The following is a 23,419-nucleotide window of genomic DNA, read 5'->3' as shown; positions in this document are numbered from 1 at the left end:
CACTCCCATGAGGGTCCAGAGCAGGACGAGGCCGCACGCCGCCCAGGCCAGGAAGCGTGCGACGTCGCCGAGCACGGGGTCATCCCCGCGGCTCGCCCGGGTAGTGCACCGCACCGTCGGCGATGCCGTCGCCGTCGTCGTCACGGTGGTCGCCACCGGGGGTGACCTCGATGACGTCGCCTTCGCCCGGCTCGATGATGGCGTCCTGGGACGGGGTGTGCGTCGCGGCGGTGTAGCCGAGGCCGGCCGCGAGGAACGGCACGACGGCGAGCGCGACGGTGAGCCACTCGGGGGCGGGTGCGTTGATCGCGGCGTATCCGACCTGGGTGGCGCCGACGGCGAGCGAGAGCACGCCGAGCACGGCGTAGACGTAGACGCGGACCTTGGCGGGCATGGCGAGCGTGGTCATGGCTTCTCCTACTGTCCGGCCGCGACTGCGGCGGCGTTCAGCTGGGTGTCGGTGACGGCGGTGACGCCTCCGACCGCTACGACGTAGTCGGGCGCGAGGCGGTCGATCTCGGCGAGGACGGCGGCGGTGACTCCGGACCCGCCGCGGGGCACGAGGAGGACGGGGCCGTTGAGGTCGTGCGAGCCGAGCGCGAGGGCGTCGATCCCGTCTCCCGCAGTGATGTACACGGCCGTCCCGGTCGGGGTGAAGGCGATGAGTGCGGACACGATCTTGAACATGGCAGTGCTCCTAGAGTCCGGCCGCGGTGCGTGCGGCGTGGTATGCGGCGGTGGTGAGGACGGTCGTGGACCCGACGGTCACGGCTTGGCCTCGGTGCCGATGGTGAGGCGCACGTCGGCCTCGATCCTGCCGAGCGCGGACGCGACGGCCGCCTCGACGGTGGCGGAGATGGCGGCCGGGTCCAGGCCCTGCTTCGAGGCGAGCGCCTCGAGGGCGACCTTGTAGCCCTCGACGCTGGCCTCGACCTGACGGAGGCGGGCGTTCGTCTCGGACCCGCGCTGGCCGTTCATGGCGAGGTAGGTGCGGGCGTCGGACCTGACCTGCGTGGCCGGGTTGACGATGGTGGCGTCCCACACGCGGGCGGGCAGGCCGTCGACCTTGGTGGACAGGGCGTCGAGGGCGGTGAGCAGCTTGGTCATGATGACCTCCAGGTGTGCGGTAAGGGCGGCGGCGTCCTTGACGTCGCCGGTGTATCCGGTGTCTGCTGCCGTCTGCGTGGCGGCGGCGGTGGTCAGCGGCCCCGCGGAGCCGTCGACGTCGAGGGTGTGGCCGAACTCGTTGAGCAGGGTCTGCAGGTCCTTGACCTTGGGGTCGGGCGTGGGCAGGCCGGGGGTGACGACCTCGCCGCGGGTGCGGATGGCAAGCTCCTCGCGGATGAGGGGGAGCATCCCGGGGCCGCCCCAGTGGCGCTTCTCCCAGGGGAAGGTGGTGGCGAGCGCGGTGCCGACCTGGCCGGCGTCGTTGCGGTTGGCGTTGTCGAGGACCCAGTGCTCGGTGAAGCCCATCGGCCGACGGGTGCGGAGGTGCTCGAACACCTGGGCGCGGTTGAGGATCACCTGCAGGGGCCAGCCGAGCTTGGCGACGTACATGGCCCAGACGGCCGCGCCCATGCGCAGCTGGGCGAGGACGAACCAGTCCGGCTTGGTGCGCCAGTCGGTGCCCATGATGCCCATCTCCTGGCCGATCAGGAGGGAGTTGGGGTCGGCGGGTGCGTCGGAGACGCCGTGGGTCCAGGTGCGCTTCCACGTGGGCAGCAGCGGCACCCAGGAGTCGCGGTCGACGCAGTCGGGCCAGGACGCGCCGCGGTTGGCGGGGTTGAGGCCCCACGCGGTGACGTTCTCGGCCGACTGGTCGGCGGTGTTCTCGGCCAGGAACTCGGCGGTGACGGCGATGTGCTGGACGCCGCCGATCTGGGGGGCGTCGCCCCACGCGGCGCCGTACCGGTTGTTCTCGTAGACCGCGGGGTAGCCCATGCGGGGCCGCTCGAGGCCGGGGTAGTAGTCGATTTCCCCGAGGTCGGTGGCGCGGGTCTCCTGCAGGCTGTAGGACAGCGTGCGGATGCCGTGCATGGTGCGGGTGGTGGGCATGACGGATCACCCCTTCCAGGGCGGGTCGGGTGGGGCGGCGGTGACCGGCGGTCGCCGGTCAGTCGGTGGTGTGGTCGCGGTCCTGGCCGTCGTCGGCCGGGTCGGGCACTGCGTCGGTGGGGGCGGGGGGGACGAGCGGGAGGTCGGCCTCGGTGAGGCGGTGCCGCAGCGTGTAGGGGATCGGCAGCCACGGCGGGACTGTGCCCGCCGCGACACCACGGGCGGTGGCGAGGGTGTAGTCGACCAGCTCGGCGTTCTCGGCGATCGCCTGCTCTGCCACGTGGTGGGCGTCGCGGGCGGTGCTGCGGACCTCGGCGACCTCCTCGCGCAGGGCCCGGATCGTCTCGTCCTGGCGGTCCATCCGCTCGCGCGCGTCCCGCAGCTCGGCGTACATCTCGGCGTAGGGCGCGGTGCGGGCGGCCTCAGCGGTCGCGCGCGCGGTCTCGGCGGCGGTCTGGGCGGCGGCCTCGGCTGTGGCGCGTGCAGCCTCGGCCTGGGCCTGACGTGAGGAGCGGGCCGTGTACATGACCCCGATCACGCCGGCGATAGCGGTGATGGCGGTCCCGAGGATGGCCAGCCACGGGCTCACCCCCTGCCCCCTCGCGCCTCACCCTCACGCGCCACGGCCGGGCGGGGCGGGTGGTCGGGCCAGCCGGCGCAGAGGAGCACGGTCCCGCACATGAAGAGGTAGAGGACCGCGGCCCACAACCCCCGGGGGTAACCGGCCTCGCCGCCGGGGACCAGCCACACGACCCAGCCCCACAGGAAGGACACGGCGCGGATGAGCGGCGGCAGGAGCAGGAGCGCCCAGGCGGCCGTGTCCCGCAGGCGCCACGCGTGGACGATCCCGAACACCGCGGCGACGTACCACTCGCCGACCCGGACCCACGTGGGCCACTGGGTGTGGATCAGGCCGGGGACCTCGACGACGGGGCCGATGACGATCCCGGTCCCGACGTAGGCCCACAGGCCGGCCATGAGCAGCAGCATCCCGCCGCGCCTGCCCAGGCGCGGGTACCAGGTCTGGGCGTCGGGCACGGGGTCCTCCTCGAGCTGGTGGGGGTGTCACATAGCCGGACGTTCTGGGACAGGTCAGGGGGTGCTCGGCCGCGTCGGTAGACTCGACCCTTATGAGCAGAGCGGGGAACGTCGGTCTTGGTGTGCTGGCAGCGGTCGCGGTGGGGGCCTCAGCGTTCGCGTTCGTGACCGTGAACCAGCCACCGCCCGTCAGCGGCGACTACACCCCGCCGTCCGTGGCCGAGATGAACGCGGCCAACACCGTCACCGCGGAGCCGGCCGAGACCGTGGAGCCGCGGTGGACGCTCGACGACGCCCGGGCCACGCTCGACCAGGACGACGCCACGGTGCTGGTCCTCGGAGACTCCACGACGTGGGCCTGGGCGCAGGAGTGGGCTCAGCAGCTCGCGGACGAGCGCAGCGTCACGTTCGCGCCGCGCGAACCGGGGTCGGACCCGCCCACCTACCTGCCGGAGGTCACATACTCCGAGGCCGGGTCGCCTCTCATGATCTACAGCGGCGGCAGGGGCGGCACCATCGCAGAGGATGCCGTCGACCACCTTGACGACCTGATCGTGGAGGAGCCTGACCTGGTGCTGCTGAACTTCGGCCACAACTACGGCGAGAGCGGGGAGTACGCGGCGACGCAGATGACCGAACTGTTCGACGCGGTCATCACCGCCGCGCCGGACGCCGTCGTGGTGACCGTGCTGCAGCAGCCGCAGTCCGAGGACGCGAACCGGGAGGTCCGCGAGGCCATCGAGGGGGCCGCGCTCGACCATGGGGTGCCGACGCTCGACGTGGCCGGCGCGTTCCTGGCCACCGACGACGTCGATGCGCTCCTGGAGGACGACGGGGTGCATCCCAACGACGACGGTTACCGGTTGTGGGCCGACGTCACCATCGACGCGCTCAACTGAGTTCGGCGAGGCGACGGGCGATCGTCAGCCCTTCGATGGTGTGCCCGGAGCGTGCGACCGCGTCCGCCTGCTGAGTGGCGGCCCGGTCGGGGTACTCGTTGAGCGGGGCCGGGCCGACGATGACGACACCGTTCGGGGTGATGGCGCGGGCCTTGTCGACCAGCGCCTTCCAGTTGGTCGCCTGCTGGGTGCGGGACACGTTGCCGTAGGCGTCGTTCACCCACTCGAACAGGATGATGACGTCGGAGTCAGCGGGGACGTCCGTGTCGAACCGGGCCAGCAGGGCGGCCGTGTTGTTGCCGCCCACCCCGGCGTTGACGACGGTCACGCCAGGGATCGCCGCCTGCAGCTGCGCCGTCCACGCCGCGGCGCCCTGGGAGATCCACGAGTTGCCCAGGATCGTGACCTTGCCCGTGTCGGTCGGGATGGTGCGGTAGCCGTCGAGGCCGGTGTGGAACGCGACGTGGCGGGCCATCGCCAGGTAGCCTGCCGCCGATTCCGACGCGCCTGTGAGGTGGGAGGCGTTGAACCACAGCGGGCGGATGCCCTGCCCGGAGGTCACGGGGTGCTGCAGGGGCTTGACGAGGGTAAACGTGTTCCCGGCGACGGAGGCGATACGGGCGACCTGCTGCGTCGCCGTGCCCGCGCCGGTGACGATGGACACGCCTGCGGTGTAGCCTGCCGCGCTGGCGACGTCGAGCGTGGTCGCACCCGCCGCTGCCGATGCTGCGGTGGTGGCTGCCGTGCCCTGCCCGGTGACGTAGACGTTGCGGCCACCGTCGAAGATGTGCGAGGTCCACAGGTCGATGTACTTGTGCGCGGGTAGCGGCAGGGTCGCCGGGTCGGGGGGTGCGACCGCCTCCTCGACGGCGTCGATCCGCTCGACGATGGAGGCGACGGGTGGGCCGCCGAAGTCGAGGCGGGGCGGAGTCGCGCCGAAGTTGGGCAGGGACCCAGGCCCGGCGATCGTGTTGGGGCTGTCCGTCGCCATGTAGAACCCGAGGCGGTCGCCGGTGGGGTTCGTCGTCCAGCGGCGGATCGTGAGCGCACCGGCAGACGCGGACGTGATGAGCACCACCACGTACAGGCCCGCCGCGACCAGGACGGTCTGCCCCAGGGCGATGGTGGTGTCCTGGGGGGCCGTCCCGGCTGGCAGGTTGGCGGCGGGCACCGTGACGTCGGCGAGGAGCGTGGACGTGGGCGACCCTGCCGGGACGAGCTTGCTGGAGCCGAAGGTGGGCAGGGAGTAGACCCGCACCCGGTGGTTCCCCGTGCCGGTGGTGGCGATGGGGAAGGTGACCCGGTCGAACTTCGTGGTCTGCGTGACCAGCACCGGCAGGCCGTACCCGTGGAAGGTGGCGACGGTGTAGTCCAGGCTCCCGACCCGCTCGGCCTCGCCGCGTGCGTGGAGGAACCCTGGGGCGGCGTCGATCTTCTCGGTCAGCGCCTCGCGGATCGGCGCGGACAGCGACTCCTGCAGCACGACCGCGTAGGACTCGAAAGCGGTGGCTGCTGTGCCCTTCTCGACCTGGAACGTGGCGCCGTAGATCGACGTGTACGACGACGCACGCAGGTAGGCCGCGCCTGCCGGGGCGGTGCGGGTCACGGCGGCATAGGAGGGGTTGTCGACGACGCTGCCGGGGATGATCGTCTTGGTGGCGTCGTAGAACACCGCCGAGCGCGGGTTGGAGATGGTGTACGCCTGGCCGGGGGTGACGGGGATGTACCCGGTGATGAAGTAGGGGGCGGACGTGGCGACGGCGCCGGTGGTCCAGTCGAGGTACTTGCCGGTGACGACGTCAGGGTCGGCGGGGTTGTAGAGGTTCTTCCCCGGTCCGATGATCGACGCGGGCGCGGCACCGACCGTGGCGGCGTCGAGGGTGATCGCGCCGGACTCGTCCGCGGCGATCCCGTTGACCGTCACAGAAGTGCCGCTATCGGGCAGGGCGGCGATGCCTGCCTCGACGTCGTCCAGGCGCTGCTCGAGCACCGTCCGGGCGGCGCCCCAGGTCGTGGGACCGGTGGGGATGTTCGTGCTCACTAGCCCTCCAGGGGTGCGTGGTGGTAGGAGACGGTGTCCTGCGCGTGCGCGTGGAAGCTGGCCCGGGTGGAGGTGTAGCCGACCGACCAGTACCGGTTGGCCCCGACGTGCGGCGCCCACAACCGGTAGGCACCCTGGGCGCCGGCGACGTCGCGGCGGACCCGGCCCAGCGGCACCGGCAGCGCGGACTCACCACCGGCCCAGCGCAGCTCGGAGGGGGAGATGTAGAACCGGGCGTCGGTGATGGTGCCCGCCTCGTGCGCCCGGGCGAGCGCGTGACCGAGGTTGACGTGGTCGTTGTGCCAGCCGAGCCAGGTGTGCGACTTGACCCGTGCGCCGGGCCAGGTGGCCGCGACCCAGGTCATGACCTCGTCGGCCGCCTCGGGGGTCAGGGTGCCGTCGACCGCCCGCTGCGGTGCCATGACGCACTCGTCAGCGCCGAGCGCCCGGCACGTCCAGGTGAACTCGGTGTCGCGGTGGGTGGTGATCTCGGCCGGGGTCACCGGTCGGCCGAGGCGGTCCTCGATCTTGCTGCGGGCCGCGGTCGCAGAACCGTCGGTGACCAGGACGACGACGACGCGCCCCGTCTCGGCGTGCTGACGGATCGCCGAACCGAAGGTGAGGAGCTCGTCGTCCTGGTGGGCGACGACGAACACGTTGGTCGGCTGCGTGCTCGCGCTGGTCGGGACGGCGAGGAGTTGCATCACGTTCCTGCGGGAGAGGGGGCGGGCGGTGGTCAGGTCGTTGGAAGTAAGGGCTCAGATCGTCCACAGGGGCGGGTCGGTGCCCGGCGGCGGCAGGACCGGACGCACCACGGGCGGCGCGTCGAAGTCGGTCCCCACCGGGGCGGCACCGGCGCTCGTCCACTCCGAGGACAGGACCACCAGGCGCACACCCATCTGGTCCCGGTCGGACGGCAGCCGCCCCGAGATCCCCGCGACCAGCCCGTCGACCTCCAGCGTGGACCCGTCGGGGTAGGTGACGTCGGCCGTGACGTGCTCGCCCACGAACCGGGCCGGGTCCACGGCCACGGTCAGCGCCAGCTCCGGGGCGGGGGTGACGGACGCCTGCGCGAGAGCGTCCGCGATCTGCGAGCGCCACACCGAGTTCTGCGTCCACATGCCGCCGTCGTGCTCGAGGACGGGGTGGGAGGAGTCGCCGCTGACCTCGACCGACGTCACCCGGTCGGTCCAGTCGATCCGGCCCCGGCCCCGGATCTGCGGGAGCGGCTGGGACTTGCGGTGCGCCCACACCCCCACCGACCCCTGGTCCGGCATGGACGACATGCCGTAGGACGCGCCGACGTTGACGATGCCCTTGTAGAGGATCGTGGCGTGGTCGAGCACCTCGAACGCGCCCACGACCTGCCCGGAGTCGACGTCTACGGTCCACCCGTTGACGTGCGCCTCCTCGATCCACCCGACCCGGTCGCCGTCGGACTCGGTGACGCGCATCCCGCCGACCCACGACCCGACGCCCTTGTTGAACTCGTGCTGGGCCGCGGCGGGGTAGGGCGGGGCCGGGTAGGGGCGGCCGGCGAGGTAGGGCCACACGTCCGGGGACAGCCACGTCTGGTCCTGCTCGGGGTGGAAGAACTCCTCGAGGGTGTCGCCGTGGTCGTGGTTCTTCTGCCCGCCGACCGCCAGCAGCAGCGTGGGTGAGGTGCGGACCTTGGTGACACCGAAGCGGCACCGGACGTCCACGCGGGAGTACGGGCCGGACGGGGGCACCGCCCAGCGCACGTCGTCCAGCGCGGTCCCGGTCGACGTCGTGGAGAAGTGGCCCGTCACCGGTTGGGCGGCCAGATACGCCGGGTCTGCCTGCACGAGGCGTCCGGCCGTGTCGATCCACACCCACAGCGGCATCCCCATGAGGGACCGTTCGGCGTCGGCCTGGTCCTGCAGGACGGTCAGTGCGGGAGTGTCGGGGACGAAGTCGAACCCGGGCAGGGACCGCTCGGAGAACGTGGACCGCAGGATTCGGGCGGACACGGCCTGGGTGGTGAGGAACGTCGAGTCGGAGCGGGTCACCTGCACCGCCGACACCGGCCCCTCGGAGGTCACGATGACCGTGCCGGCCGCTGCGGTGGTCGGCATGGCGATGCCCGTCCCGGTCAGTGCCAGCGCGGCCGTGCGGCCACCTGAGCCGTGCAGGGTGGCCGTGCCGTCCTCGCGGACCACGACCGACCAGCGCATCGTGTAGACGCCGCCAGCGTCAGCGCGGGCGACCGATCCGAGGAGCGCCGTCGAGCCGTCCGCGTTGACCCGGTAGACGCGGATCAGGGTCTGAGTCCAGTCGAGCCGCACGCCCGTGCCCGAGGCGACCGGGGTGGGGCGCAGGTCCACCCGCCCCGTGTGGAAGACGGTTGGCGCGTCCGAGGCCATGTCCACGGTCAGCTGCCACGACGTGAACCCGGAGTTGCGGCGGGTGGTGGTGGAGGCGACGGTGAACACGTCCTCCATGCAGGGGACGTTGGTGCCCTGGAACACTCCCGGGGCGGCGTTCGGGTTCCCGATCCGGTGCGACGTCGTCAGCGAGCCGAGAGTGTCGGTGACGTGGTCGGGGTGCGGCGCCAGCCACGTCGACCCGGCCATCGACTGGTAGTAGATGCTCGACGTCTGCCTGCCCTGCGCCGCCTGGAACGCCGCGCCCTGCATCGCCAGGTGCGTCAGCCACGTCCCCCACAGCCCGACCCGGCGCAGGCCCGCACCGGGGACGCGCGGGTTCGAGGGCATGGTGAACGCGACCGGCGGCAGCTTTACCTTGGTCGAGAGGCGCGACGCCCAGTCGACGAGCGCCGAGGACGACCCGTCGAGCAGGCCGCCGCCGGTCGAGTCGATACGGCCCGTGAAGACGCGATGCGTGGTGGGACCGTCCGTGACGTCGACGGTGACCGGCGCCCCGTTGGTGCGGGTCCAGCCCGGGCGCATCGGGTGCGCCACCTGCGAGGCCGGGACCACCCCTGCGCCCTCGGCCCAGTCGACGGAGGCGTCGGAACCGACGACGTCGCCGGCGCGCAGGTTCACCCCGTGATCCCACGACACGCCCTCGACCGGGGTCGAGACACCGCCGACCTTGATGTCGACCGACTGGGCGCGCACGGGAGCGGTCACGCGGGCACCTCCCTGACGACGTAGCGGAACCCGGACAGCTGGGCGGTGGCGTGCGCGACGAGCAGGGACTCGTCCACCGGGGAGAGGACGACAGACTCGGCACCGCGGCCGACGGCGAACCGGCGCGGGCCGGGCGTCCAGGTGATCGACGGCCAGGCGTAGCGGGTGCCGCCGGAGACGACGATCCTGGCCCCGTAGGCGCCGGCCGGGGCGATCGTGGACATGTTGGTGCGGGCCAGGGCCGCGTTGGTGGTGGTGACGAGCGTGACGGCCGCTCCGAGGTTGGCGCCGGCCGCGTCGACCCACTGCACGGACAGGGTCACGGTGCCCTGGGCGAAGATGGCGACGGTGACGGGGTAGCCGGGACGCACGGGCACCACGGGCGAGGACAGAACGGTCCCGGTCGTGGCGGGGGTGACGGTGATGGCGGCGACGGAGTCGACGGTCACGACGGGCGGGCCACCCTCGATCGGGGTGCGCGCGTCCAGCGGCGTGCTCTCCAGCAGGACGGTGCCTCCGCCGACGTCCTCGGCGGAGGCGGTGTAGAGCGTCGAGATCGTGCGGTCGCCGGTCCACCCGGTGAGGTCGAGCGAGGCCGCGGGGGTGAGAGCGTTGGTGTGGTGCGCCTCGCACGCCAGCATCCGGTAGGTGCCGCCGTGGACGGCCTGGCGGTAGACCAGGGTCTCCAGCGCTGCGAGCTCGCCGGGGGGCTTGACCCCGATCGTGCACGACCAGACCCGGGAGGACGGGCCCTGCGCGACCGCGCGCGGCTGGGTCAGCGTGCCGGGCCCACCGCCGTGGACGGTCCGGTCGGGGCGGGACACCTGCAGCCCGGACAGGCACGCGGTCTCCACCATGGCGCCGATGGTGCCGATCCACACGCTCATCCGCGCCTCCCGATCCTCGTCCTGTCCGACGTGGTGATGCGACCACCCAGGAGCGCGGTGCCGAGTGCTGCTGCGCGGCCGATCTCGCGGGAGTCGACCTGGATGGTGGAGTGCAGCTCGATCCGCTCGGGAAGGGTCGCCACGGCGGTCCCGGTGGGTGCCTGGGCGGGCCCGACCGGCCCACCGTCGGCCATGCGGACCGCACCAGTGCCGCCCATCCAGTCGCGGACCGCGCCGGACTGGATGAGGGAGCGCAGCGCGAACACCTCGGCCTGCCCGCCCACGTCCAGGACGTCGTCGGCGGTGAGGACGTGCTCACCGTTGGAGAGCTGGAACTGGATACCGGACGGGTGAGAGGCGGGCACGTCGTCGGACGTGCCCGTGCCCGGGCCGACGACGGACCCGCCACCAGCGAAGCGGGTCTGCATCGCCCCGGCCGCCAGGACGTCCACGTCGCCACCGGTGGCCACGGCCACGTCCTGGTAGCGCAGCGCCTGGTAGACGGTGACGGTGCGCCCGGAGTTGTCCTGGATCCAACGGTTGAGGTTGTAGGACGCGCCGGAGGTGTCGGCGTAGACGCTGACGGTGCCGGAGGAGTTGTTGATCTGGTTCACCAGACCGCCCAGGACGGACTCGGCCGGGTAGTCGTTGCCGTTGATGGTGACGGTCTCGGCCGAACCGCCGATGACGCCGAGCAGCTGCTCCAGCGTCATGTCAGCCGGGACCTTGTTGCCGTTGATGGTGACCGTGCCGTCGGAGGCGTTGACGTTGCCGATGAGGTCGCCCAGGGTGGAGGACGCGGGCACCTTGTCCCCGTTGATGGTGACGGTGCCGGACGCTGCGTCGACCTCGACGACGAGGTCGTTGAGGTCCATGCGGGCCGGTGCCGTCTCCAGCGCCACCGACGTCTCGATCATGGTGGGGACCGCGCCGTAGGCCTCGGCCAGGGCGAGCGCCTCCTCGCGGGAGTAGCCCATGGCCTCCAGCTGGGCGACGATGGCGTCGCGGCCGTCGGTGAAGCGCTGCGCGAGGGACTCCTGTCCCTCGCCGGCGGCCTGGGCGGCGCCCTGCACGTCGCCGAGGGAGGCGATGGCGGCGCGCAGCTGCTCGTCGAGCATGGCGCCGGAGGTGGTGGCGGTGTCGAAGAGGCCGTCCATGCCGATGCCGGCCAGTCCCTCGACGGCCTCGCCGACGGCGCCGATGTCGGAGACGAGGCGGGTGGTCATGTCGTGGACCTGGGCGTTGAGGATCTCCACCCCGAGGCCCTCGTTGAAGCGTTCCTGCAGGACGTCGATGCCGTTGGTGATGAGGTTCTCGCGCAGGGCGTCGGCGGCGATCGCGGACTCCAGGCCGAAGGTGTGCATCCCCTGCTGCATCCCGCGCAGGTTCTCCACGGCGGAGTCGTCGATGTCGATGCCGGGGATCTCGTCGATGGCCTCGATGATCGAGATGACCATGCCGACCATCTGCGGGCCGACGGTGGAGACGAAGTCGCCGAAGGACGTCATGAGGCCGGCGACGACCTCGACGCCGGCGGCGCCCATGTCGAAGAACCCGTTGGCGATGTCGCCGAGGAACTCCAGCACCCCGGCCCGGTTCTTGGTGACGAAGTCGGCGAGGTTGCCGATGTCGTCGGAGAAGGCGGACGCGAGGGCACCCTTGATGCCCTCGCCGGCCAGCTCGATCGAGCGGCGCGCCGACTCCATCTGGGAGGCGGCGTTGTCGGACAGGGTGGTCATGGCCTCGCCGGCGCGGCCGGCGACGTCGCCCAGCTCCTCCAGCTCGGACACCGCGGAGGCGGTGTCCATGGCGTAGAGCGCGTCGCCGAGGTCCTCGGCCTTGGTGCCGAACAGGCCGACCGCGGCCTCGTTGCGCTTGACCGGGTCCTCCATGTCCCGGAGCCGGTCCAGGACGGTGCCCAGGCCGCCGGAGGCGTGCTCGCCCCCGCGGGCGATCTTGGCCGTCATCTCCTCCGCGTCGAGGCCGAGCAGCTCGAACGCCTCACCGGACAGCTTGGAGCCGTCCGTGGCGCGGATCTGGAACTCCTTGAGCGCGTCCGCGGCGTAGTCGGTGTCGCGGGCGCCGGCCTGCATCGCCTGGGAGATGAGGCCCATGGCGGTCTCGCCGTCGAGGCCGAGCCGTTCGAACACGGCCGGGTACTCGGTGAAGGTGTCGAGGAGGTCCTCGGAGACGTTGGCGCCGGCCTGGGTGCCGGCGACGAGGATGTCGAAGGCGTCCTGGGCGGAGTCGGCCAGGCCGGTCTTGAGCATGACGCCGGCGGAGCGGGACAGGCGGGGGATGTCCTCGCCGAGGATGTCGGAGACGGCCGAGAGGGAGGAGATGATCTCCTCGACCTCGGCGGTGGTGGCGTCGGCGTCGATGAGGCCGCCCTGCAGCGCCTGGCGGGCGGTGTCGAGGTTGGCCTCGACGGAGTCGCCCCACGCGGAGCCGTAGGCGTTGCCGGCGGCCTGTCCGAACTTGGCTGCGGTCGCGGCGTCGAGGCCGGTGCGTGCGGAGAAGAGGTCGCGGCCCGCCTCCTGCTGCAGGCCGTCGCTGATGGCGTCGAAGAGGCCGCGCGCGATGGTGGCGCCGAGGATGGCGACACCACCGGCGATGGGGATGGCGGCGAGCCCGGCCATGATGCCGGCGGACATGCCCTGCCCGGCCTCGTCCCCGGCAGCCTCACCCTCGTCACCGAGGCCGTCGATGGCGGACTCCGCGGGGGAGACGTCGGCGTCGACCTTGACCTGGACGGCGTCGCCGTCGAGGCGGCGCAGCATCGACTCCACCGCGCCGATCGCGGCGTCGGCCTGGCCGGTGTCGCCCTGGACGGCGACCTCGGCGCGCATCCCGTCCAGGGTGCCGGTCAGGAACGTCTCCAGCGCACCCAGGTCGCGGGTGGCCGCCTCGGTGTCGGCGCCGACCTGGACGTCCTTGACCTGGCGGCCCTCGAGCTTGGCCAGCGCCTGGTCGACGGTGGCGTACTTGCGGTCGAACTCGGCGATGTCGAGCTCGACCTTGCCGGAGAGGGTGCCGAGGTCCAGGGTCACGGGTCACCTCTTCCGGTTGGTCGCCCGCCAGGTGCGGGTGGAGGGGTCGGTGAGCAGGCCGCGGATGCGGGCCCGCAACCACCGCCAGGTGCGGTCGGGCAGGCCGTCGAGGTCGATCCCGTACAGCTGGTGCAGGTCGGCCTCGATGAGCTCGAACAGGTCGAACAGGGTGCCCCACGTGGCGGGGGGTGGGCCCTCACCGGAGAGGCGTGCTACCTCGGAGTCGACGCGGGACGGGGGGATGTCGTACCACTGGTAGAGGCCGGTGGCGGGGTCGTAGGTGCCTCGTCCGTAGTCGTCGAGGCTTTTGGGCCCGACCCGCCCTCCTCGAGGTCGAGGCCGAGGACGGCGAGGGCGGCACGTTCGGAGCCGGTGACGATCCAGATGTGCGCGGCCGCCGCGGCCCGCTTCAGGTCGGGCAGGGTCAGGTCGTCCTGCATGGCCTCCCAGGCGTCGCCGAGGGCGTCCTGGTCCATCTCGTGCTGACCGGTGCCGTAGCGGGCGGTGTAGCGGTCCACGGCGTAGGGGGGTGGGGGGGTGCCCTTGCGCTTGGCCGCGGCGATGGTGAACGCCGCGGCCTGCGCGAGGCCGACCCGGGCCGGTGGCGAGGCGATGGTGTAGGTGCGCCCCGCCACCGGCAGGTCGAAGGTGTCGCTCACTGCAGGGGTCCTTCTCTCAGGTCAGGGGGTGGGCTCGGTCACGGGGCGTCGGGGTGCGCCACGCTCTCCGGCTTGCCCTGCACGTTGAGGGTGATGTTGATGTTCTGCAGGGTGGTCTGGTTGCCGCCCTGGGGGGCCCACTGCGCGTAGGCGTCGGCCTCCTTGGACTCGCCGCCGACGAAGCCGGAGTCGTACCACCGGTAGCGCAGCAGCGACCCGTCCTCGGCGGAGACCCGCACGAGCTCCTGCCCGGCGTCGTAGGCGGTGCCGTCGTGGCGGCGGATGACGGTCGCGGTGACGGCGACCTTCTTCTGCGTGGGCACGTCGGAGCCGTACTGGCCGGAGTTGAAGTCGGAGTTGTCGGCGGTGGTGGTGGCCGTGGTGGGGGAGAAGGAGTTGAGGCCGGCGATCGGGGTCCACGTGGTCCCGTCGTCGTCGGAGACGTCGAGGCGGTAGGAGCTGTTGAAGACAGCCTCGGTGGCGGTGATGCTCATGGTGTCCTCCTGGTGGACGTGGAGACGACCGGCCAGGAGGCTTCCTGTCCGGGGATGGTGGGCCCGCTCAGCGGGTGTGGGGGGTGGGCTTGTCAATCAACAGGTAGTAGTTGGCCGTGGCCAGCCACCGGTCGTTGTCGTCGCGGCCCAGGGAGGCGTGCGACTGGCGCCAGATCTTCTTGACCTTCACGGCGGCCAGGGTGGTGCCCTCGCCCAGGGGCGTGCCCTCGCCCATCGGTGGGGAGTCGCCGAGCCCGGGCAGGGTGAGGGACTGGGCGGAGTGCAGCACCTGGTAGATGGCGTCGTCGAGGTCGTCGACGTCGGTGGGCAGGCCGTCGGCGCGCGTGCGGACCTGCAGGCCCTGCACGGAGTGGCCCTCGGGGGTGTCGGAGACGGTGTAGGCGGTGAGGACGATGGCGCGGGCGGGTGCGTGCGGCATGACCTTGGTGGTGATGGCGGTGGCGCCGGGGGGGAAGACGCCGGTGGGTGCCCAGTGCCCGACGCCGGCGTCGTGCAGGAGGGTGGCGAACCCGACGAGCAGGTCAGTCGTCGTCGCCACCGGGCTCGTCCTGGTCGGCGGTGGTGGGGGTGAACGCGGCGATGCCCTTGCGGTCCTTGCCCGCGGCCTCGGCCGCCTGCACCCGCCCCCGCTCGGTCGCGGACGCGCGTCCCAGGTGGTCGAGGACCTCCTCGACGGTGTGCGCGCCGGGGTCGTAGTCGGGCTCGACCCGGTAGCCGTTGCGGCGGAAGGGGGTGACGCCGATGCCGTCGGGGGAGGTGGCGACGCCGTCGACGAAGTCGAGGCGGATCCCGTGCAGGGACGCGGGGCCGGTGTAGCCGGGGGTGGGGTGGTGGACGCGCATGGGGTTACTGCTCCATTCGGTCGCGGATGGCCTGGGCGATGAGGGCGCGCGCGGTGCCCGCCTCCTGGTTCATGGCGTTCTCGAGGTACTTGGCCTCGCCCCCGCGCGGGTGGTTCCAGTCGAGCTCCTCGTGCTGGCGTGCCGCGTAGGGGGTGTCGAAGGAGACGGCGCCGACGAGGCCGTCCTGGGACGCGGCGCCGGTGCCGCGCAGGATGCCTTCCTCGATGGGGGCTTTCTGGGTGGCGACGCCGGCGATGTGCTCGGTGGCCAGGACGATGCCGCGTTCTCCGCCCTCGCGGACCGCTTGGCGGGGGTCGCCGGTGGCTGCGCGGATGCGCTTAAAAGTGCCCATATTCCTATTCGCGACCTATTCGCAGGCTGCTTCGACGTGCTCGGGCATCCCGTCGAGGCCGGGCATGGTCTGCACGGAGGACGACAGGACGGTGGTGGTGTCGCCGGTGGGGAGGGTGACGCGGGTGCCGACGACCAGGGAGGGTGCCTGGGCGACCCGGGCGACGATGGTGGTGGTGGAGGTGGCTTCGGACCCGGTGGCGGTGCGGACGAGGCGGGTGGTCTCGTCGACCATGACGCCAGTGCCGTCCTCGGGGGAGAGCGTGAGCGGGTCGCCGTAGACCTTGCCGTAGGAGCCGGTGCCCAGCAGGGGCTCGACGGTGATCGTGTGGGCGAGGAAGTCGGCCAACTCGTCCATGCTCACGACCTGGCGATGACGGCGTCCGCGAGCCAGCCGTAGACAGCGGCACGGACCTTGCGGCCCGCCCGGTCGGCGTCGTACCAGCGGAGGTAGAGGCCGTGCCAGAGCCGCTCGGTGCGGGTCAGGGTGTCGCAGGCGGTGCAGGTGTGCATGGGGTCAGTCCTCGTCGTCGGAGTGGGATGGGGCGTGGGTGGCGGTGAGCGTGCAGAGCCCGACGATGGTGGGGACGGGTGCCTGGGCGATGTATCCCCAGTTGCCGCCGCTCTCCCCGTTGTCGGTGATGCCCGCCGTCTCGTAGGCGAGGACCCAGCGGGTGGCGACCATGCCGTCCTCGAACTCCATCTCGCGGAGCAGGTCGGTGACCCGCTCGCGGACCTGGTCGTCGTCCATGCTCACCCGTAGACCGTGACGGGCCCGCCGAGCAGGCCCGCGTCCGCCAGGACCAGCCGTGCCTCCGCGCACAGGGTGGTGGCCACCCGGGCGCGGTCCTTGGCGGACTCCGCGTAGACGGCGTACTGGATCGTGGCCGACCGCAGGCTCTTCGACGCGACGACGCCGGACGCGGCACCGGTGGACCCCTCGTCAGGGTCGATGCCGGTGCGGTGCCAGCACAGCACCTGTTCCACGGTCGCGTCCCGCAAGGCCTCGAGGAGGGTCTCGTCGGTGGGCAGGCCGGTGGGGTCGGTGTCGTAGACGGCGGTGCGGGTGGCGTGGCGGACCCAGCGGGACGCGACGACCAGGCGCCGGGCGACGTTGGCCGGGACGTCCTCGTCGGTGGGGGTCTGTGCTTCGACGTCGGCCTCGGTGGCGTAGGTCAGGGGCACCGGTCACACCTCCAGAGGGGGTTCGTGGGGCGGGGCGCAGGAGGGTCGATGACAGACGGCGAAAGGACCGGGCGTGAGACCGTCCCGACGGACCTTCGTGCGTGGATCGGGGGTGCAGGTTCCGTGCCCGGCGCGCGTTGACGCCCCGGCCCCACGGGTTCTTGGGGTGCCACCCCGCCCGGCCAGCAGCACAGCCGGGTCGGGCGGGGTGGGCTTGGGTCAGACCTCCGGCGGGACGGTCTCGGGCTGCCAGGTGGCCAGGTGCTCGTGCTCGGCCGCGTCCTGGGTGGCGGCGACGCCGGAGACGTCGCCCGGACGGATCGGGCGCACGCCCTCGGAGCCGTGGATCTCGGGGGAGACCACGGACGGGCCGTGCGGGTTGCCCAGCTCACCGACCTCCCCCGCGTTGGTGGGGGCGAGGAAGTCGCCGGCGCTGGGGTCGACCGCGGCGTCACGCAGCTTGGTGCCGACCTGGGTGTCGGTGACGTCGCGGGGGTCCATGACGCTCACGCTGCGTCACCTCCGCCCTGCTCCCGTGCGGCCTTCTTGGCGGCCTCGCGCTCCGCGGCCTCCCTGGCGACAGCCTCGCGGGTCTCGACCCACTTGGCCACCTTCTGCCGGGGACCGTTCTCACGCTCGGCTTCGGCGGCGAGCACGCGGGCGCGTTCCTCGTCGTCGACGTCCTCACGCTCCAGGTGCTCGATGACCTGGTCCTGGTTGTGCTTGGACGGGTCGAACGGACCCTCGTCCTCCTCGGCCACGGTGTAGCCGGTGCGCTCGAGGTAGGCGCGCGCGCCCGCAGGCAGGCTCTCTCCCTCGGGCACCTGCGCGGTGCCGTCCTTGAAGTCGAGCGCGAACGGGCCGAAGTGGGTCCGGCCGGTGAACTTCTTGATGGGGCTGGTGATCGTGGTTGCCATGGTGTGCCCTCCTAGGGCTCAGTCGGACTTGCGGACGATGCTCTGCCACCAGCGGAAGGACGCCACGACGGCGCCGTCCTTCCACACCTGCAGGGACCCGTCCGGGCTGTTGTAGTCGAGGCTGTCGGCCTCGACGGTGGTCTCGTCGTCCCGGTCCGTCGTGATGACATAGGTGCCGGGCTCGTTCATGCCGTGGACGGACACGTCAGGCCTCCTGGCCGTCAGGGGCGGGGCGCGAGGATCAACCCCACGCCCCGCCCGCTGGGGGTCGGGTCAGGCCGCGGCGACGCGGACGTTGCGCGCGACCGCGGCGGCCTTGGTCTTCTTGAGCGCGACCGCGACCGGCCCCATCTCGACCTCGCCGGTCTTCACGGCGCCGGCCCTGGTGAAGTCCGGCAGCCAGGTCTGCACCAGCGGGGCGCCGGCCATCGAGACGCCGTGGAAGGCGTCGAGCCCGAACCGGACGGCGTACAGCTCGGTGACGCCGGCGGTCACCGGGATGACGTCGGCGTTGGAGCCGGCGCGCTTGCCCGCGTCGATGAGACGGGCGGGCCCGTAGGACTCGACGTAGGTGTCCCGCGGCCCGGGGGTGCGGGTGTACATCGAGGTGCGGCGGGCGGCGGAACGGACCTTGGCGATCGCCTTGGCGTTCGTCAGGATCGCGCCGGGCTGGCCGTCCAGGAGGGCGAGGACCTCGTCGAGCGCGTCGAGCACGGCGAAGGAGTTGTCCTCGTTCATCGTGGCCGACCAGTCGATGGCCGTGGTGACCTCGGTGGTGGACCCGGCGAGGGCCTTGGACAGGCCGTCGAAGGAGTCCCCGTCGGCGCTGGTGTCGCCGTGGATGACGGCGTAGCCGAACTCGGCCTGGGTGGCGCGGATCTTCTCGCCCATCTGCAGGGCGACCTCGCCGGAGGCGGCGGGACCGACGCGGCCGAGGACGCGGTCGATCTGGAAGGCGCCACCGAGGGGCTTGAGGTCCACGGAGTGCTTGGTCGTGGTGACCTCGGTCGGCACGTACTCGGCGTTGATCGCGCGGAACGCGGCGGTGCCGAGGGTGGCGAGACGGCGGTAGCCGTAGGTGAGGGTCCCGCCTCCGCCGACGGGGTTGACGACGTCGTCGAAGGTGATCAGGTCCATGATCTGGTTGGTGCGGAACTCGTCGATGACGGAGACGTCGACGTCGTCGGCGGCGTTCTGCTGGGCCTGGGCGAGGGTGACGGGCATGGTGACCTCCTGGGGTCAGGTTCTAGGCCGTGCCGTATGCGCTGGCGACGGCCTCGTGGAGAGGGCGGGGGGTGCGGTTGCTTCCCTCGCCGGACCCGCCGGCGTGGTCTGCTGCGCTCGCGCCGACCGCCGGGGCCGCCTTGAGCTTCGGGTTGGTGGTGACGGCGTCCTTGATGGCGGCGTCGACCGTGGTGGTGAACTCCGCCGAGGCGGGGTCCAGGTCCGCGACCTTCGCCAGGAAGGAGCGGGAGTCGAGGAGGGCGTTGGGGTCGCCCTGGTGGGTGGGTGCGGCCTTGAAGACGGCGAGCTCGATGGCTGCCTGCCGGGCCTGGGCCTGGGTGGCGGTGAGCTGCTCGGTGAGCTGGGCGGGGTCGGGGGCGGTCTCGCCGGGCAGCTCGATGCCGGCGGCCTTGGCGAGGGCGCGGATGGCGTCCTGCTGGGCCTGCTCGGCGGCGGTGAGCTTGGTGCGGCGGTCGGCGGACTCGGCGCGCAGGTCGCGGATCATCTTCTGCACCGGGTCGGGGAGGGACTCGACCTTGCCGTCCCACTCCCCTGCGGCGGATTGTGCGCCCGCCTGGGCGCTGCCCTGCGTGGCTGCGGCTCCCTGGCCCCCGGTGGTGCCGTTCGCGGCTCCCTCCTGGCCGCCCTGGCCAGCCGGTGCGCCATCCCCGGTGGCGGCTGGTGCACCCTCGCCACCCTCGAAGAAGCGCAGCCCGTGCGGGTTGGCCGGGGAACGGAAGTCGATCAGGCCGGGGGTGATGCGTGCGTCGTGCATAGTTGCCTCCTGGGCATGGTGATGGCCCGCGCCTGGCGGGTAGGGTGACTGCATGGTCTGGTGGTTCGTCATCGCAGCCGCGTGCATCCTCATCGCGGCCACCCCGGCGGTCGTGCTCTTCCTGTGGCGGATCAGCGCCCAGCTGCAGACCCTGATCGAGCTGCAGGCCGCAGACGTCGACGACCGGGTCTAGCGCGCCCGACCGACCTGCTCGCGCGCACGCTGCCGGGACAGACCCTCGTGCGCGGCGACGTGCTCACGCAACCGTGCCTGCCACACCCGCACCTTGGCCGCCGCGGCCGCCTTGGCCTCCGGGGTGAGCGCAGCCGCCTCGCGGGTCTTCCACGCGCGCACGCCCCGCTCGAGGTAGCGCTGCTGCTGGCCCTGCTCGTACCGGTCCTGGGTGTCGGCGGTGTCCCGGGCGGGCCGTGATGCCCCGGGGACGTAGGCGGAGATCGAGTGACGGCAGTTCGGGTGCTGAAACCCGTCCGCACGGGCCTGGTCCAGCGTCGCGGCCACCCGGACCCTGACCGTGTTCCCGGACGTCGCGGACGGCGTCTCGATCGTGCCCGCCACCGCCCCGCCGATGGAGAGGATCTTGCCCTCCCACGGCCGGCACAGGTCGCACTCGCGCGGGTGGTCCGACACCATGACCAGGTCCAGCCCGACGGCCTGCAGCTGGTCGACGTGGCCCTGCACCGCGGCACGACCGGCCCCGGTGCGCACGGCCATCTCGACGTAGGACTCCGACGTCCACCGCCGCCCCGCCGTGTCCGTGAAGGACCGGATCCCGTGGGAGGTGAGCCGGTCCAGGGTGGTCTGCGCGGCGTCGCGGCGGGTCCCGGCACCGAGGAGCACCTGCGAGGACGCCTCGGCGACCACCTGGGTGTAGACGTCCAGGCTGGCCCGTAGGAGCCGGGCGCCGACGGGGGCGACGACACGGATGGTCTCGGCGGCGAGGCGTTCGATCGCGGCCGCCCGGGCCGGGGGGAGACGCACGTCGAGGTCGAGGTCGTCCAGGTCGGCGACGGCCAGGGCCTGCCCGGTGGTCCACGCGCCGGCGATGACGGTTCGGATCTGGCCGACGGCCTGCTCGGACAGGGCGCCCACGTCCTGGCCCATGCGGGCGCGGAGCAGGTCGAGCTGGGCGAGCTTCTCGACCGCCCAGGTGGGGGCGTCGATGCCGTGGGTGAGGGCGGCGGCGATGCGGCGGAGGAGGGTCAGCTCGGCGTCGGCGTAGAGCTGGGAGACGGTGCGGGCTAGGCGTTCGCCGTAGCCGGGGTCGACGGGCATGGCCGGGGGCCTCTCATCGTCTCAGGCTAGCCGAACAGGGCGGGGTCGGCCGGGTCCGACACCGGCCCCATGGAGTGCTCGGCCATGACCCGGTCGGTCTCCCTGGTGACCTCGTCATCGGCCCAGTCCGGGTGGACCATGCGCACCTTCGTCTCCACCGACACGGCCTTGGCCCGCTCCAGCGCCTCGACGGTCTGCGCCAGCTGCAACGGAGAGTCGTGGACGGTGTCGCCGAAGTCGACCGTGACACTGCCCGGGTCGATCCCGGACCGGTTGAAGACGGACTGGTCGGTCAGCAGCATCTTCGTGAAGAGATCCTGCAGGGCCGGACGCTCCAACCGAATCTTGCGGCCCCGGGTGAGCAGGGAGCGGCCCTTGCGGGCCATCGTCTCCGTCGCGGTCGCCGCGGCGCCCTCCTCGTCCTCGCCGAAGGTGGCGGCGGAGTAGCCGGCCGAACGCAGGATCTGTTCGACGAGGTCCTGCGCGGTCTTCTGGTGCTCCTCGACGCGGATGTCGAACTGCTGCGGGGTGATCTGCGACTGCCCGTCCTCCGGCAGCGGGATGTCCAGCGGCGTCACGATCTCGTCGTCCAGGTCGAAGTGCGACCCCCGGCCAGGCCCCTGGGTCTTGAGGTACGCCTGCGGCACGATGAGTCGAGCCTTGGCCAGGCGCACGTCACGCATCCACGACGTGTAGGTCTCGTCCAGGGCGTCCATGAGGCCCTCGACGCCGTCGAAGTCAGACCGGCCCAGGTACTGCCCCACCGGGTCGGTCCGCCATGCCCGGTTCGGTGTCATGTTCGGCACGTGCACCACGGACAGGCCAGGCGTGCGGCCCTCCAGGAGCGCACCGTCCGCACCGACCTGCGTGGCCAGGTGCGCCGTCGAGGCGTGGTCGGTCAGCGGGACGGGGCGGCCCAGGTCGGTCGCAGAGCCCTGGTAGAGGCCGTGCAGGACGATCCCGTCCCCGCCGGCCAGCTCGTGCCGCTCGAGGTGGCGCACGACGAGCTGGTTGTCGCGGTGCACGACCGTCCAGAACGTGGCTGCGACGAGGCGGCCGAAGCGGAACTCCGGCAGCGCGGCGTCGTAGTGGACGGTGGAGATGAACGGGCGCGGCGAGAGCTCGCGGTCCCAGGTCACCCGGTGGTATCGGCCGCCCAGCGCCGCGCCGATCTCCGCGCCCTCGGCGAGGACCTGGATGGCGGTGTCGTCGATGATGTCCTGCAGCGCGGCCGCCGTCGTCTCGTCGTCGCTGGTGACGGTGGGCGGGTCGGCGTACAGCAGGTCGGAGGACGCCTGTGCGAGGTCCGCGGCCAACGGCACGTGCAGCTGGGCGGGGCGCCGGCCGTTGATGGCGGGCTTTCCCCAGAACCACCTGGCCACAGCGCCGACGACGCCGCCGGAGTGCTGGGCTGGGCGGGTGCGGGTGGTGCTGGTGTAGGCGCGGTTGAGGCCGTCGGGGGTGCCGACGTACCAAGCGTCCCAGCGGGCCATCGCGGCGAACTGGTCCTCGTGGCCCTTCGGCGGCCAGGCGGTCCCACGGTCAGGAAGCGGCACGGTGGTCCTCCTCCTGTGCTCGGTGCTTGGCCTCGCAACGGCGGGCCAGCGAGGGGACGGGGTAGGCGGTGGTGCAGGTGGCGCACCGCCACGGGTCGGTCACGCAACGAGCGGGATGTTCGGGACGCGCTTGGGGCGCACGGTGATCTCCATCTCCGGCAGCGGCTCGGGCTTATCCGGGCCGTAGGTCGCCAGGTAGAGCCGTCGCAGTTCGCGCCACGGCTTGCACGGCCAGTGGGTGCGGCAAGACGTGCACCACCACTCGCTGCCTGAGCCGCCGTTGCCGATGTCTGCCCATTGGCCGGGGTATGGCTTGTGCTGCTCGTGCATCTCACGGACGAGGCCACGCACGTTGCCGAGCGTCTTCTCCTGGCGCTGCAACTTGTCATCGGCCGCCGCGACGGCATCCCGGGCGCGGTCGAACGCACGCTCTGCTCGGGCTCGGGTGATGAAGGGGAATCTCATGCTGCCTTCCCGGTCTTGCGCGCGTAGGCGCGTGCCTTGGTCGCCGCCCGGCACGCCCGGCACTTGCGGGTGCCGTTCGGCGCGACGTAGGTGTTGGCCGCGTCGAACTCGTGCCCGTTGACGCACTCGGTCTGCGCCGCCTTCAACGTCGCCCGCGACGTCGGCGCGCGCAGGTTGTTCACCCGCTGCGTCACCGCCTCCAGGTGCGTCGGCCGCCAGCACGCACGGTTGCGGCACAGGTGGTCGATCGTCAGCCCGGCAGGGATGGGACCGACGAACTCGGTGTAGGCGATCCGGTGGACGTAACCCTTGGCCTCGTCCTTCCAGAACGTGCCGTACCCGCCAGGGACGGACGAGCCGGTGTAGGTCCAGCACTCACCGAGACGGGGTGCGTGGGCAGGAGGGGGGTCGATGCGCGTCTTGGCGTTCAGACGGTCGAGCCACGTACTACGCTGGGCCATGTCAGCCTCTCATCCAGGTTGGCCACGCCCCCGGAGTGTTGACGCACTCGCGGGGGTCCTTCCGTCCATTCTCGCACGTCAGGACTGCCCCCG

At 72.1% G+C, this 23,419-nt stretch carries 30 protein-coding genes; 2 read left to right on the top strand and 28 right to left on the bottom strand.

Going from position 1 to position 23,419, the window contains the following annotated elements; all coding sequences use genetic code 11:
* Positions 1-79: 79 nt before the first annotated feature.
* The 5 genes from D4B81_RS09660 to D4B81_RS09640 form a co-directional block, all read right to left on the bottom strand.
* The gene (locus D4B81_RS09660) at positions 80-409 is read right to left on the bottom strand and encodes a hypothetical protein (protein WP_122262254.1); all 330 of its coding nucleotides are present in this window, start codon (positions 407-409) and stop codon (positions 80-82) included.
* A gap of 8 nt (positions 410-417) precedes the next feature.
* Positions 418-687, bottom strand: coding sequence for a hypothetical protein (locus D4B81_RS09655; RefSeq protein ID WP_122262252.1), 270 nt, complete (start codon positions 685-687; stop codon positions 418-420).
* Between the two features lie 78 nt (positions 688-765).
* Positions 766-2,055, bottom strand: a complete 1,290-nt coding sequence (locus D4B81_RS09650) for a hypothetical protein (protein WP_122262250.1) — start codon at positions 2,053-2,055, stop codon at positions 766-768.
* A 58-nt stretch (positions 2,056-2,113) separates the two neighbouring features.
* Positions 2,114-2,644, bottom strand: coding sequence for a hypothetical protein (locus D4B81_RS18500; RefSeq protein ID WP_122262248.1), 531 nt, complete (start codon positions 2,642-2,644; stop codon positions 2,114-2,116).
* Complete coding sequence (locus D4B81_RS09640) at positions 2,641-3,093, bottom strand: hypothetical protein (RefSeq protein ID WP_122262247.1); 453 nt, start codon at positions 3,091-3,093, stop codon at positions 2,641-2,643. The genes D4B81_RS18500 and D4B81_RS09640 overlap by 4 nt, the downstream gene beginning before the upstream one ends.
* 92 nt (positions 3,094-3,185) lie before the next feature.
* Here D4B81_RS09640 and D4B81_RS09635 point away from each other — a divergent pair, with 92 nt between their 5' ends.
* Complete coding sequence (locus D4B81_RS09635) at positions 3,186-3,992, top strand: SGNH/GDSL hydrolase family protein (RefSeq protein ID WP_122262245.1); 807 nt, start codon at positions 3,186-3,188, stop codon at positions 3,990-3,992.
* Here the strand turns inward: D4B81_RS09635 and D4B81_RS09630 are convergent.
* From D4B81_RS09630 to D4B81_RS09545, 19 genes are all read right to left on the bottom strand, one after another.
* Entirely contained in the window at positions 3,985-6,033 is a 2,049-nt protein-coding gene (locus tag D4B81_RS09630; RefSeq protein ID WP_122262243.1) for an SGNH/GDSL hydrolase family protein, read from the bottom strand. The genes D4B81_RS09635 and D4B81_RS09630 overlap by 8 nt on opposite strands.
* The gene (locus D4B81_RS09625; protein WP_122262241.1) at positions 6,033-6,737 is read right to left on the bottom strand and encodes a PIG-L deacetylase family protein; all 705 of its coding nucleotides are present in this window, start codon (positions 6,735-6,737) and stop codon (positions 6,033-6,035) included. Before D4B81_RS09625 ends, D4B81_RS09630 begins: the two co-directional genes overlap by 1 nt.
* Before the next feature lie 54 nt (positions 6,738-6,791).
* The gene (locus tag D4B81_RS09620; RefSeq protein ID WP_122262239.1) at positions 6,792-9,146 is read right to left on the bottom strand and encodes a hypothetical protein; all 2,355 of its coding nucleotides are present in this window, start codon (positions 9,144-9,146) and stop codon (positions 6,792-6,794) included.
* Positions 9,143-10,033, bottom strand: coding sequence for a hypothetical protein (locus tag D4B81_RS09615; RefSeq protein ID WP_161965097.1), 891 nt, complete (start codon positions 10,031-10,033; stop codon positions 9,143-9,145). The genes D4B81_RS09620 and D4B81_RS09615 overlap by 4 nt, the downstream gene beginning before the upstream one ends.
* Positions 10,030-13,083, bottom strand: coding sequence for a phage tail tape measure protein (locus D4B81_RS09610; protein ID WP_122262235.1), 3,054 nt, complete (start codon positions 13,081-13,083; stop codon positions 10,030-10,032). Before D4B81_RS09610 ends, D4B81_RS09615 begins: the two co-directional genes overlap by 4 nt.
* Before the next feature lie 212 nt (positions 13,084-13,295).
* Entirely contained in the window at positions 13,296-13,742 is a 447-nt protein-coding gene (locus D4B81_RS09605; protein ID WP_122262233.1) for a DUF7426 family protein, read from the bottom strand.
* Positions 13,743-13,780: 38 nt separating this feature from the next.
* Complete coding sequence (locus D4B81_RS09600) at positions 13,781-14,236, bottom strand: phage tail tube protein (protein ID WP_122262232.1); 456 nt, start codon at positions 14,234-14,236, stop codon at positions 13,781-13,783.
* 67 nt (positions 14,237-14,303) lie between these two features.
* Positions 14,304-14,795 carry a minor capsid protein gene (locus tag D4B81_RS09595; RefSeq protein ID WP_122262230.1) on the bottom strand — a complete coding sequence of 164 codons (492 nt, stop codon included), beginning with the start codon at positions 14,793-14,795 and terminating at the stop codon, positions 14,304-14,306.
* On the bottom strand, positions 14,779-15,099 hold the full coding sequence (locus D4B81_RS09590) for a hypothetical protein (RefSeq protein ID WP_122262228.1): 321 nt from the start codon (positions 15,097-15,099) through the stop codon (positions 14,779-14,781). The genes D4B81_RS09595 and D4B81_RS09590 overlap by 17 nt, the downstream gene beginning before the upstream one ends.
* Before the next feature lie 4 nt (positions 15,100-15,103).
* Positions 15,104-15,451 carry a hypothetical protein gene (locus D4B81_RS09585; protein ID WP_122262226.1) on the bottom strand — a complete coding sequence of 116 codons (348 nt, stop codon included), beginning with the start codon at positions 15,449-15,451 and terminating at the stop codon, positions 15,104-15,106.
* 15 nt (positions 15,452-15,466) lie between these two features.
* The gene (locus tag D4B81_RS09580; protein ID WP_122262224.1) at positions 15,467-15,808 is read right to left on the bottom strand and encodes a hypothetical protein; all 342 of its coding nucleotides are present in this window, start codon (positions 15,806-15,808) and stop codon (positions 15,467-15,469) included.
* 2 nt (positions 15,809-15,810) lie between these two features.
* The gene (locus D4B81_RS18085; RefSeq protein ID WP_161965096.1) at positions 15,811-15,963 is read right to left on the bottom strand and encodes a hypothetical protein; all 153 of its coding nucleotides are present in this window, start codon (positions 15,961-15,963) and stop codon (positions 15,811-15,813) included.
* Positions 15,964-15,967: 4 nt separating this feature from the next.
* Positions 15,968-16,207, bottom strand: coding sequence for a hypothetical protein (locus D4B81_RS09575; protein WP_161965095.1), 240 nt, complete (start codon positions 16,205-16,207; stop codon positions 15,968-15,970).
* Positions 16,204-16,635, bottom strand: coding sequence for a hypothetical protein (locus tag D4B81_RS09570; protein WP_122262220.1), 432 nt, complete (start codon positions 16,633-16,635; stop codon positions 16,204-16,206). Before D4B81_RS09570 ends, D4B81_RS09575 begins: the two co-directional genes overlap by 4 nt.
* 219 nt (positions 16,636-16,854) lie before the next feature.
* On the bottom strand, positions 16,855-17,145 hold the full coding sequence (locus D4B81_RS09565; RefSeq protein ID WP_122262218.1) for a hypothetical protein: 291 nt from the start codon (positions 17,143-17,145) through the stop codon (positions 16,855-16,857).
* Complete coding sequence (locus D4B81_RS09560; RefSeq protein ID WP_122262216.1) at positions 17,142-17,552, bottom strand: hypothetical protein; 411 nt, start codon at positions 17,550-17,552, stop codon at positions 17,142-17,144. The genes D4B81_RS09565 and D4B81_RS09560 overlap by 4 nt, the downstream gene beginning before the upstream one ends.
* Before the next feature lie 18 nt (positions 17,553-17,570).
* On the bottom strand, positions 17,571-17,756 hold the full coding sequence (locus tag D4B81_RS09555; protein WP_122262214.1) for a hypothetical protein: 186 nt from the start codon (positions 17,754-17,756) through the stop codon (positions 17,571-17,573).
* A gap of 69 nt (positions 17,757-17,825) precedes the next feature.
* The gene (locus tag D4B81_RS09550) at positions 17,826-18,776 is read right to left on the bottom strand and encodes a major capsid protein (RefSeq protein ID WP_122262212.1); all 951 of its coding nucleotides are present in this window, start codon (positions 18,774-18,776) and stop codon (positions 17,826-17,828) included.
* 22 nt (positions 18,777-18,798) lie between these two features.
* Entirely contained in the window at positions 18,799-19,551 is a 753-nt protein-coding gene (locus tag D4B81_RS09545; RefSeq protein WP_122262210.1) for a hypothetical protein, read from the bottom strand.
* A 52-nt stretch (positions 19,552-19,603) separates the two neighbouring features.
* Between D4B81_RS09545 and D4B81_RS18080 the strand changes: the two genes are divergently transcribed.
* Positions 19,604-19,744, top strand: a complete 141-nt coding sequence (locus D4B81_RS18080; RefSeq protein WP_161965094.1) for a hypothetical protein — start codon at positions 19,604-19,606, stop codon at positions 19,742-19,744.
* On the opposite strand, the gene D4B81_RS09540 is transcribed toward D4B81_RS18080, so the two are convergent.
* From D4B81_RS09540 to D4B81_RS09525, 4 genes are all read right to left on the bottom strand, one after another.
* Positions 19,741-20,844, bottom strand: a complete 1,104-nt coding sequence (locus tag D4B81_RS09540; protein WP_122262208.1) for a phage minor capsid protein — start codon at positions 20,842-20,844, stop codon at positions 19,741-19,743. The genes D4B81_RS18080 and D4B81_RS09540 overlap by 4 nt on opposite strands.
* Before the next feature lie 26 nt (positions 20,845-20,870).
* Complete coding sequence (locus D4B81_RS09535) at positions 20,871-22,400, bottom strand: phage portal protein (RefSeq protein WP_122262206.1); 1,530 nt, start codon at positions 22,398-22,400, stop codon at positions 20,871-20,873.
* 99 nt (positions 22,401-22,499) lie between these two features.
* Positions 22,500-22,865, bottom strand: coding sequence for a hypothetical protein (locus tag D4B81_RS09530; RefSeq protein ID WP_122262204.1), 366 nt, complete (start codon positions 22,863-22,865; stop codon positions 22,500-22,502).
* The gene (locus D4B81_RS09525; protein WP_122262202.1) at positions 22,862-23,326 is read right to left on the bottom strand and encodes an HNH endonuclease signature motif containing protein; all 465 of its coding nucleotides are present in this window, start codon (positions 23,324-23,326) and stop codon (positions 22,862-22,864) included. The genes D4B81_RS09530 and D4B81_RS09525 overlap by 4 nt, the downstream gene beginning before the upstream one ends.
* Positions 23,327-23,419: the final 93 nt, after the last annotated feature.

The organism is Ornithinimicrobium cerasi, from assembly GCF_003702705.1.
Classification (GTDB): domain Bacteria; phylum Actinomycetota; class Actinomycetes; order Actinomycetales; family Dermatophilaceae; genus Ornithinicoccus; species Ornithinicoccus cerasi.
This window is presented reverse-complemented; position numbering and strand designations above follow the sequence as displayed.

Excerpts from the sequence above, each read along its gene's own strand:
- D4B81_RS09660 (WP_122262254.1), bottom strand. The coding sequence starts at position 409 with ATGACCACGCTCGCCATGCCCGCCAAGGTCCGCGTCTACGTCTACGCC.
- D4B81_RS09655 (WP_122262252.1), bottom strand. The coding sequence starts at position 687 with ATGTTCAAGATCGTGTCCGCACTCATCGCCTTCACCCCGACCGGGACG.
- D4B81_RS09650 (WP_122262250.1), bottom strand. The coding sequence starts at position 2,055 with ATGCCCACCACCCGCACCATGCACGGCATCCGCACGCTGTCCTACAGC.
- D4B81_RS09635 (WP_122262245.1), top strand. The coding sequence starts at position 3,186 with ATGAGCAGAGCGGGGAACGTCGGTCTTGGTGTGCTGGCAGCGGTCGCG.
- D4B81_RS09625 (WP_122262241.1), bottom strand. The coding sequence starts at position 6,737 with ATGCAACTCCTCGCCGTCCCGACCAGCGCGAGCACGCAGCCGACCAAC.
- D4B81_RS09615 (WP_161965097.1), bottom strand. The coding sequence starts at position 10,033 with ATGAGCGTGTGGATCGGCACCATCGGCGCCATGGTGGAGACCGCGTGC.
- D4B81_RS09600 (WP_122262232.1), bottom strand. The coding sequence starts at position 14,236 with ATGAGCATCACCGCCACCGAGGCTGTCTTCAACAGCTCCTACCGCCTC.
- D4B81_RS09590 (WP_122262228.1), bottom strand. The coding sequence starts at position 15,099 with ATGCGCGTCCACCACCCCACCCCCGGCTACACCGGCCCCGCGTCCCTG.
- D4B81_RS09585 (WP_122262226.1), bottom strand. The coding sequence starts at position 15,451 with ATGGGCACTTTTAAGCGCATCCGCGCAGCCACCGGCGACCCCCGCCAA.
- D4B81_RS09580 (WP_122262224.1), bottom strand. The coding sequence starts at position 15,808 with ATGGACGAGTTGGCCGACTTCCTCGCCCACACGATCACCGTCGAGCCC.
- D4B81_RS18085 (WP_161965096.1), bottom strand. The coding sequence starts at position 15,963 with ATGCACACCTGCACCGCCTGCGACACCCTGACCCGCACCGAGCGGCTC.
- D4B81_RS09560 (WP_122262216.1), bottom strand. The coding sequence starts at position 17,552 with ATGGCAACCACGATCACCAGCCCCATCAAGAAGTTCACCGGCCGGACC.
- D4B81_RS09550 (WP_122262212.1), bottom strand. The coding sequence starts at position 18,776 with ATGCCCGTCACCCTCGCCCAGGCCCAGCAGAACGCCGCCGACGACGTC.
- D4B81_RS09545 (WP_122262210.1), bottom strand. The coding sequence starts at position 19,551 with ATGCACGACGCACGCATCACCCCCGGCCTGATCGACTTCCGTTCCCCG.
- D4B81_RS18080 (WP_161965094.1), top strand. The coding sequence starts at position 19,604 with ATGGTCTGGTGGTTCGTCATCGCAGCCGCGTGCATCCTCATCGCGGCC.
- D4B81_RS09540 (WP_122262208.1), bottom strand. The coding sequence starts at position 20,844 with ATGCCCGTCGACCCCGGCTACGGCGAACGCCTAGCCCGCACCGTCTCC.
- D4B81_RS09530 (WP_122262204.1), bottom strand. The coding sequence starts at position 22,865 with ATGAGATTCCCCTTCATCACCCGAGCCCGAGCAGAGCGTGCGTTCGAC.
- D4B81_RS09525 (WP_122262202.1), bottom strand. The coding sequence starts at position 23,326 with ATGGCCCAGCGTAGTACGTGGCTCGACCGTCTGAACGCCAAGACGCGC.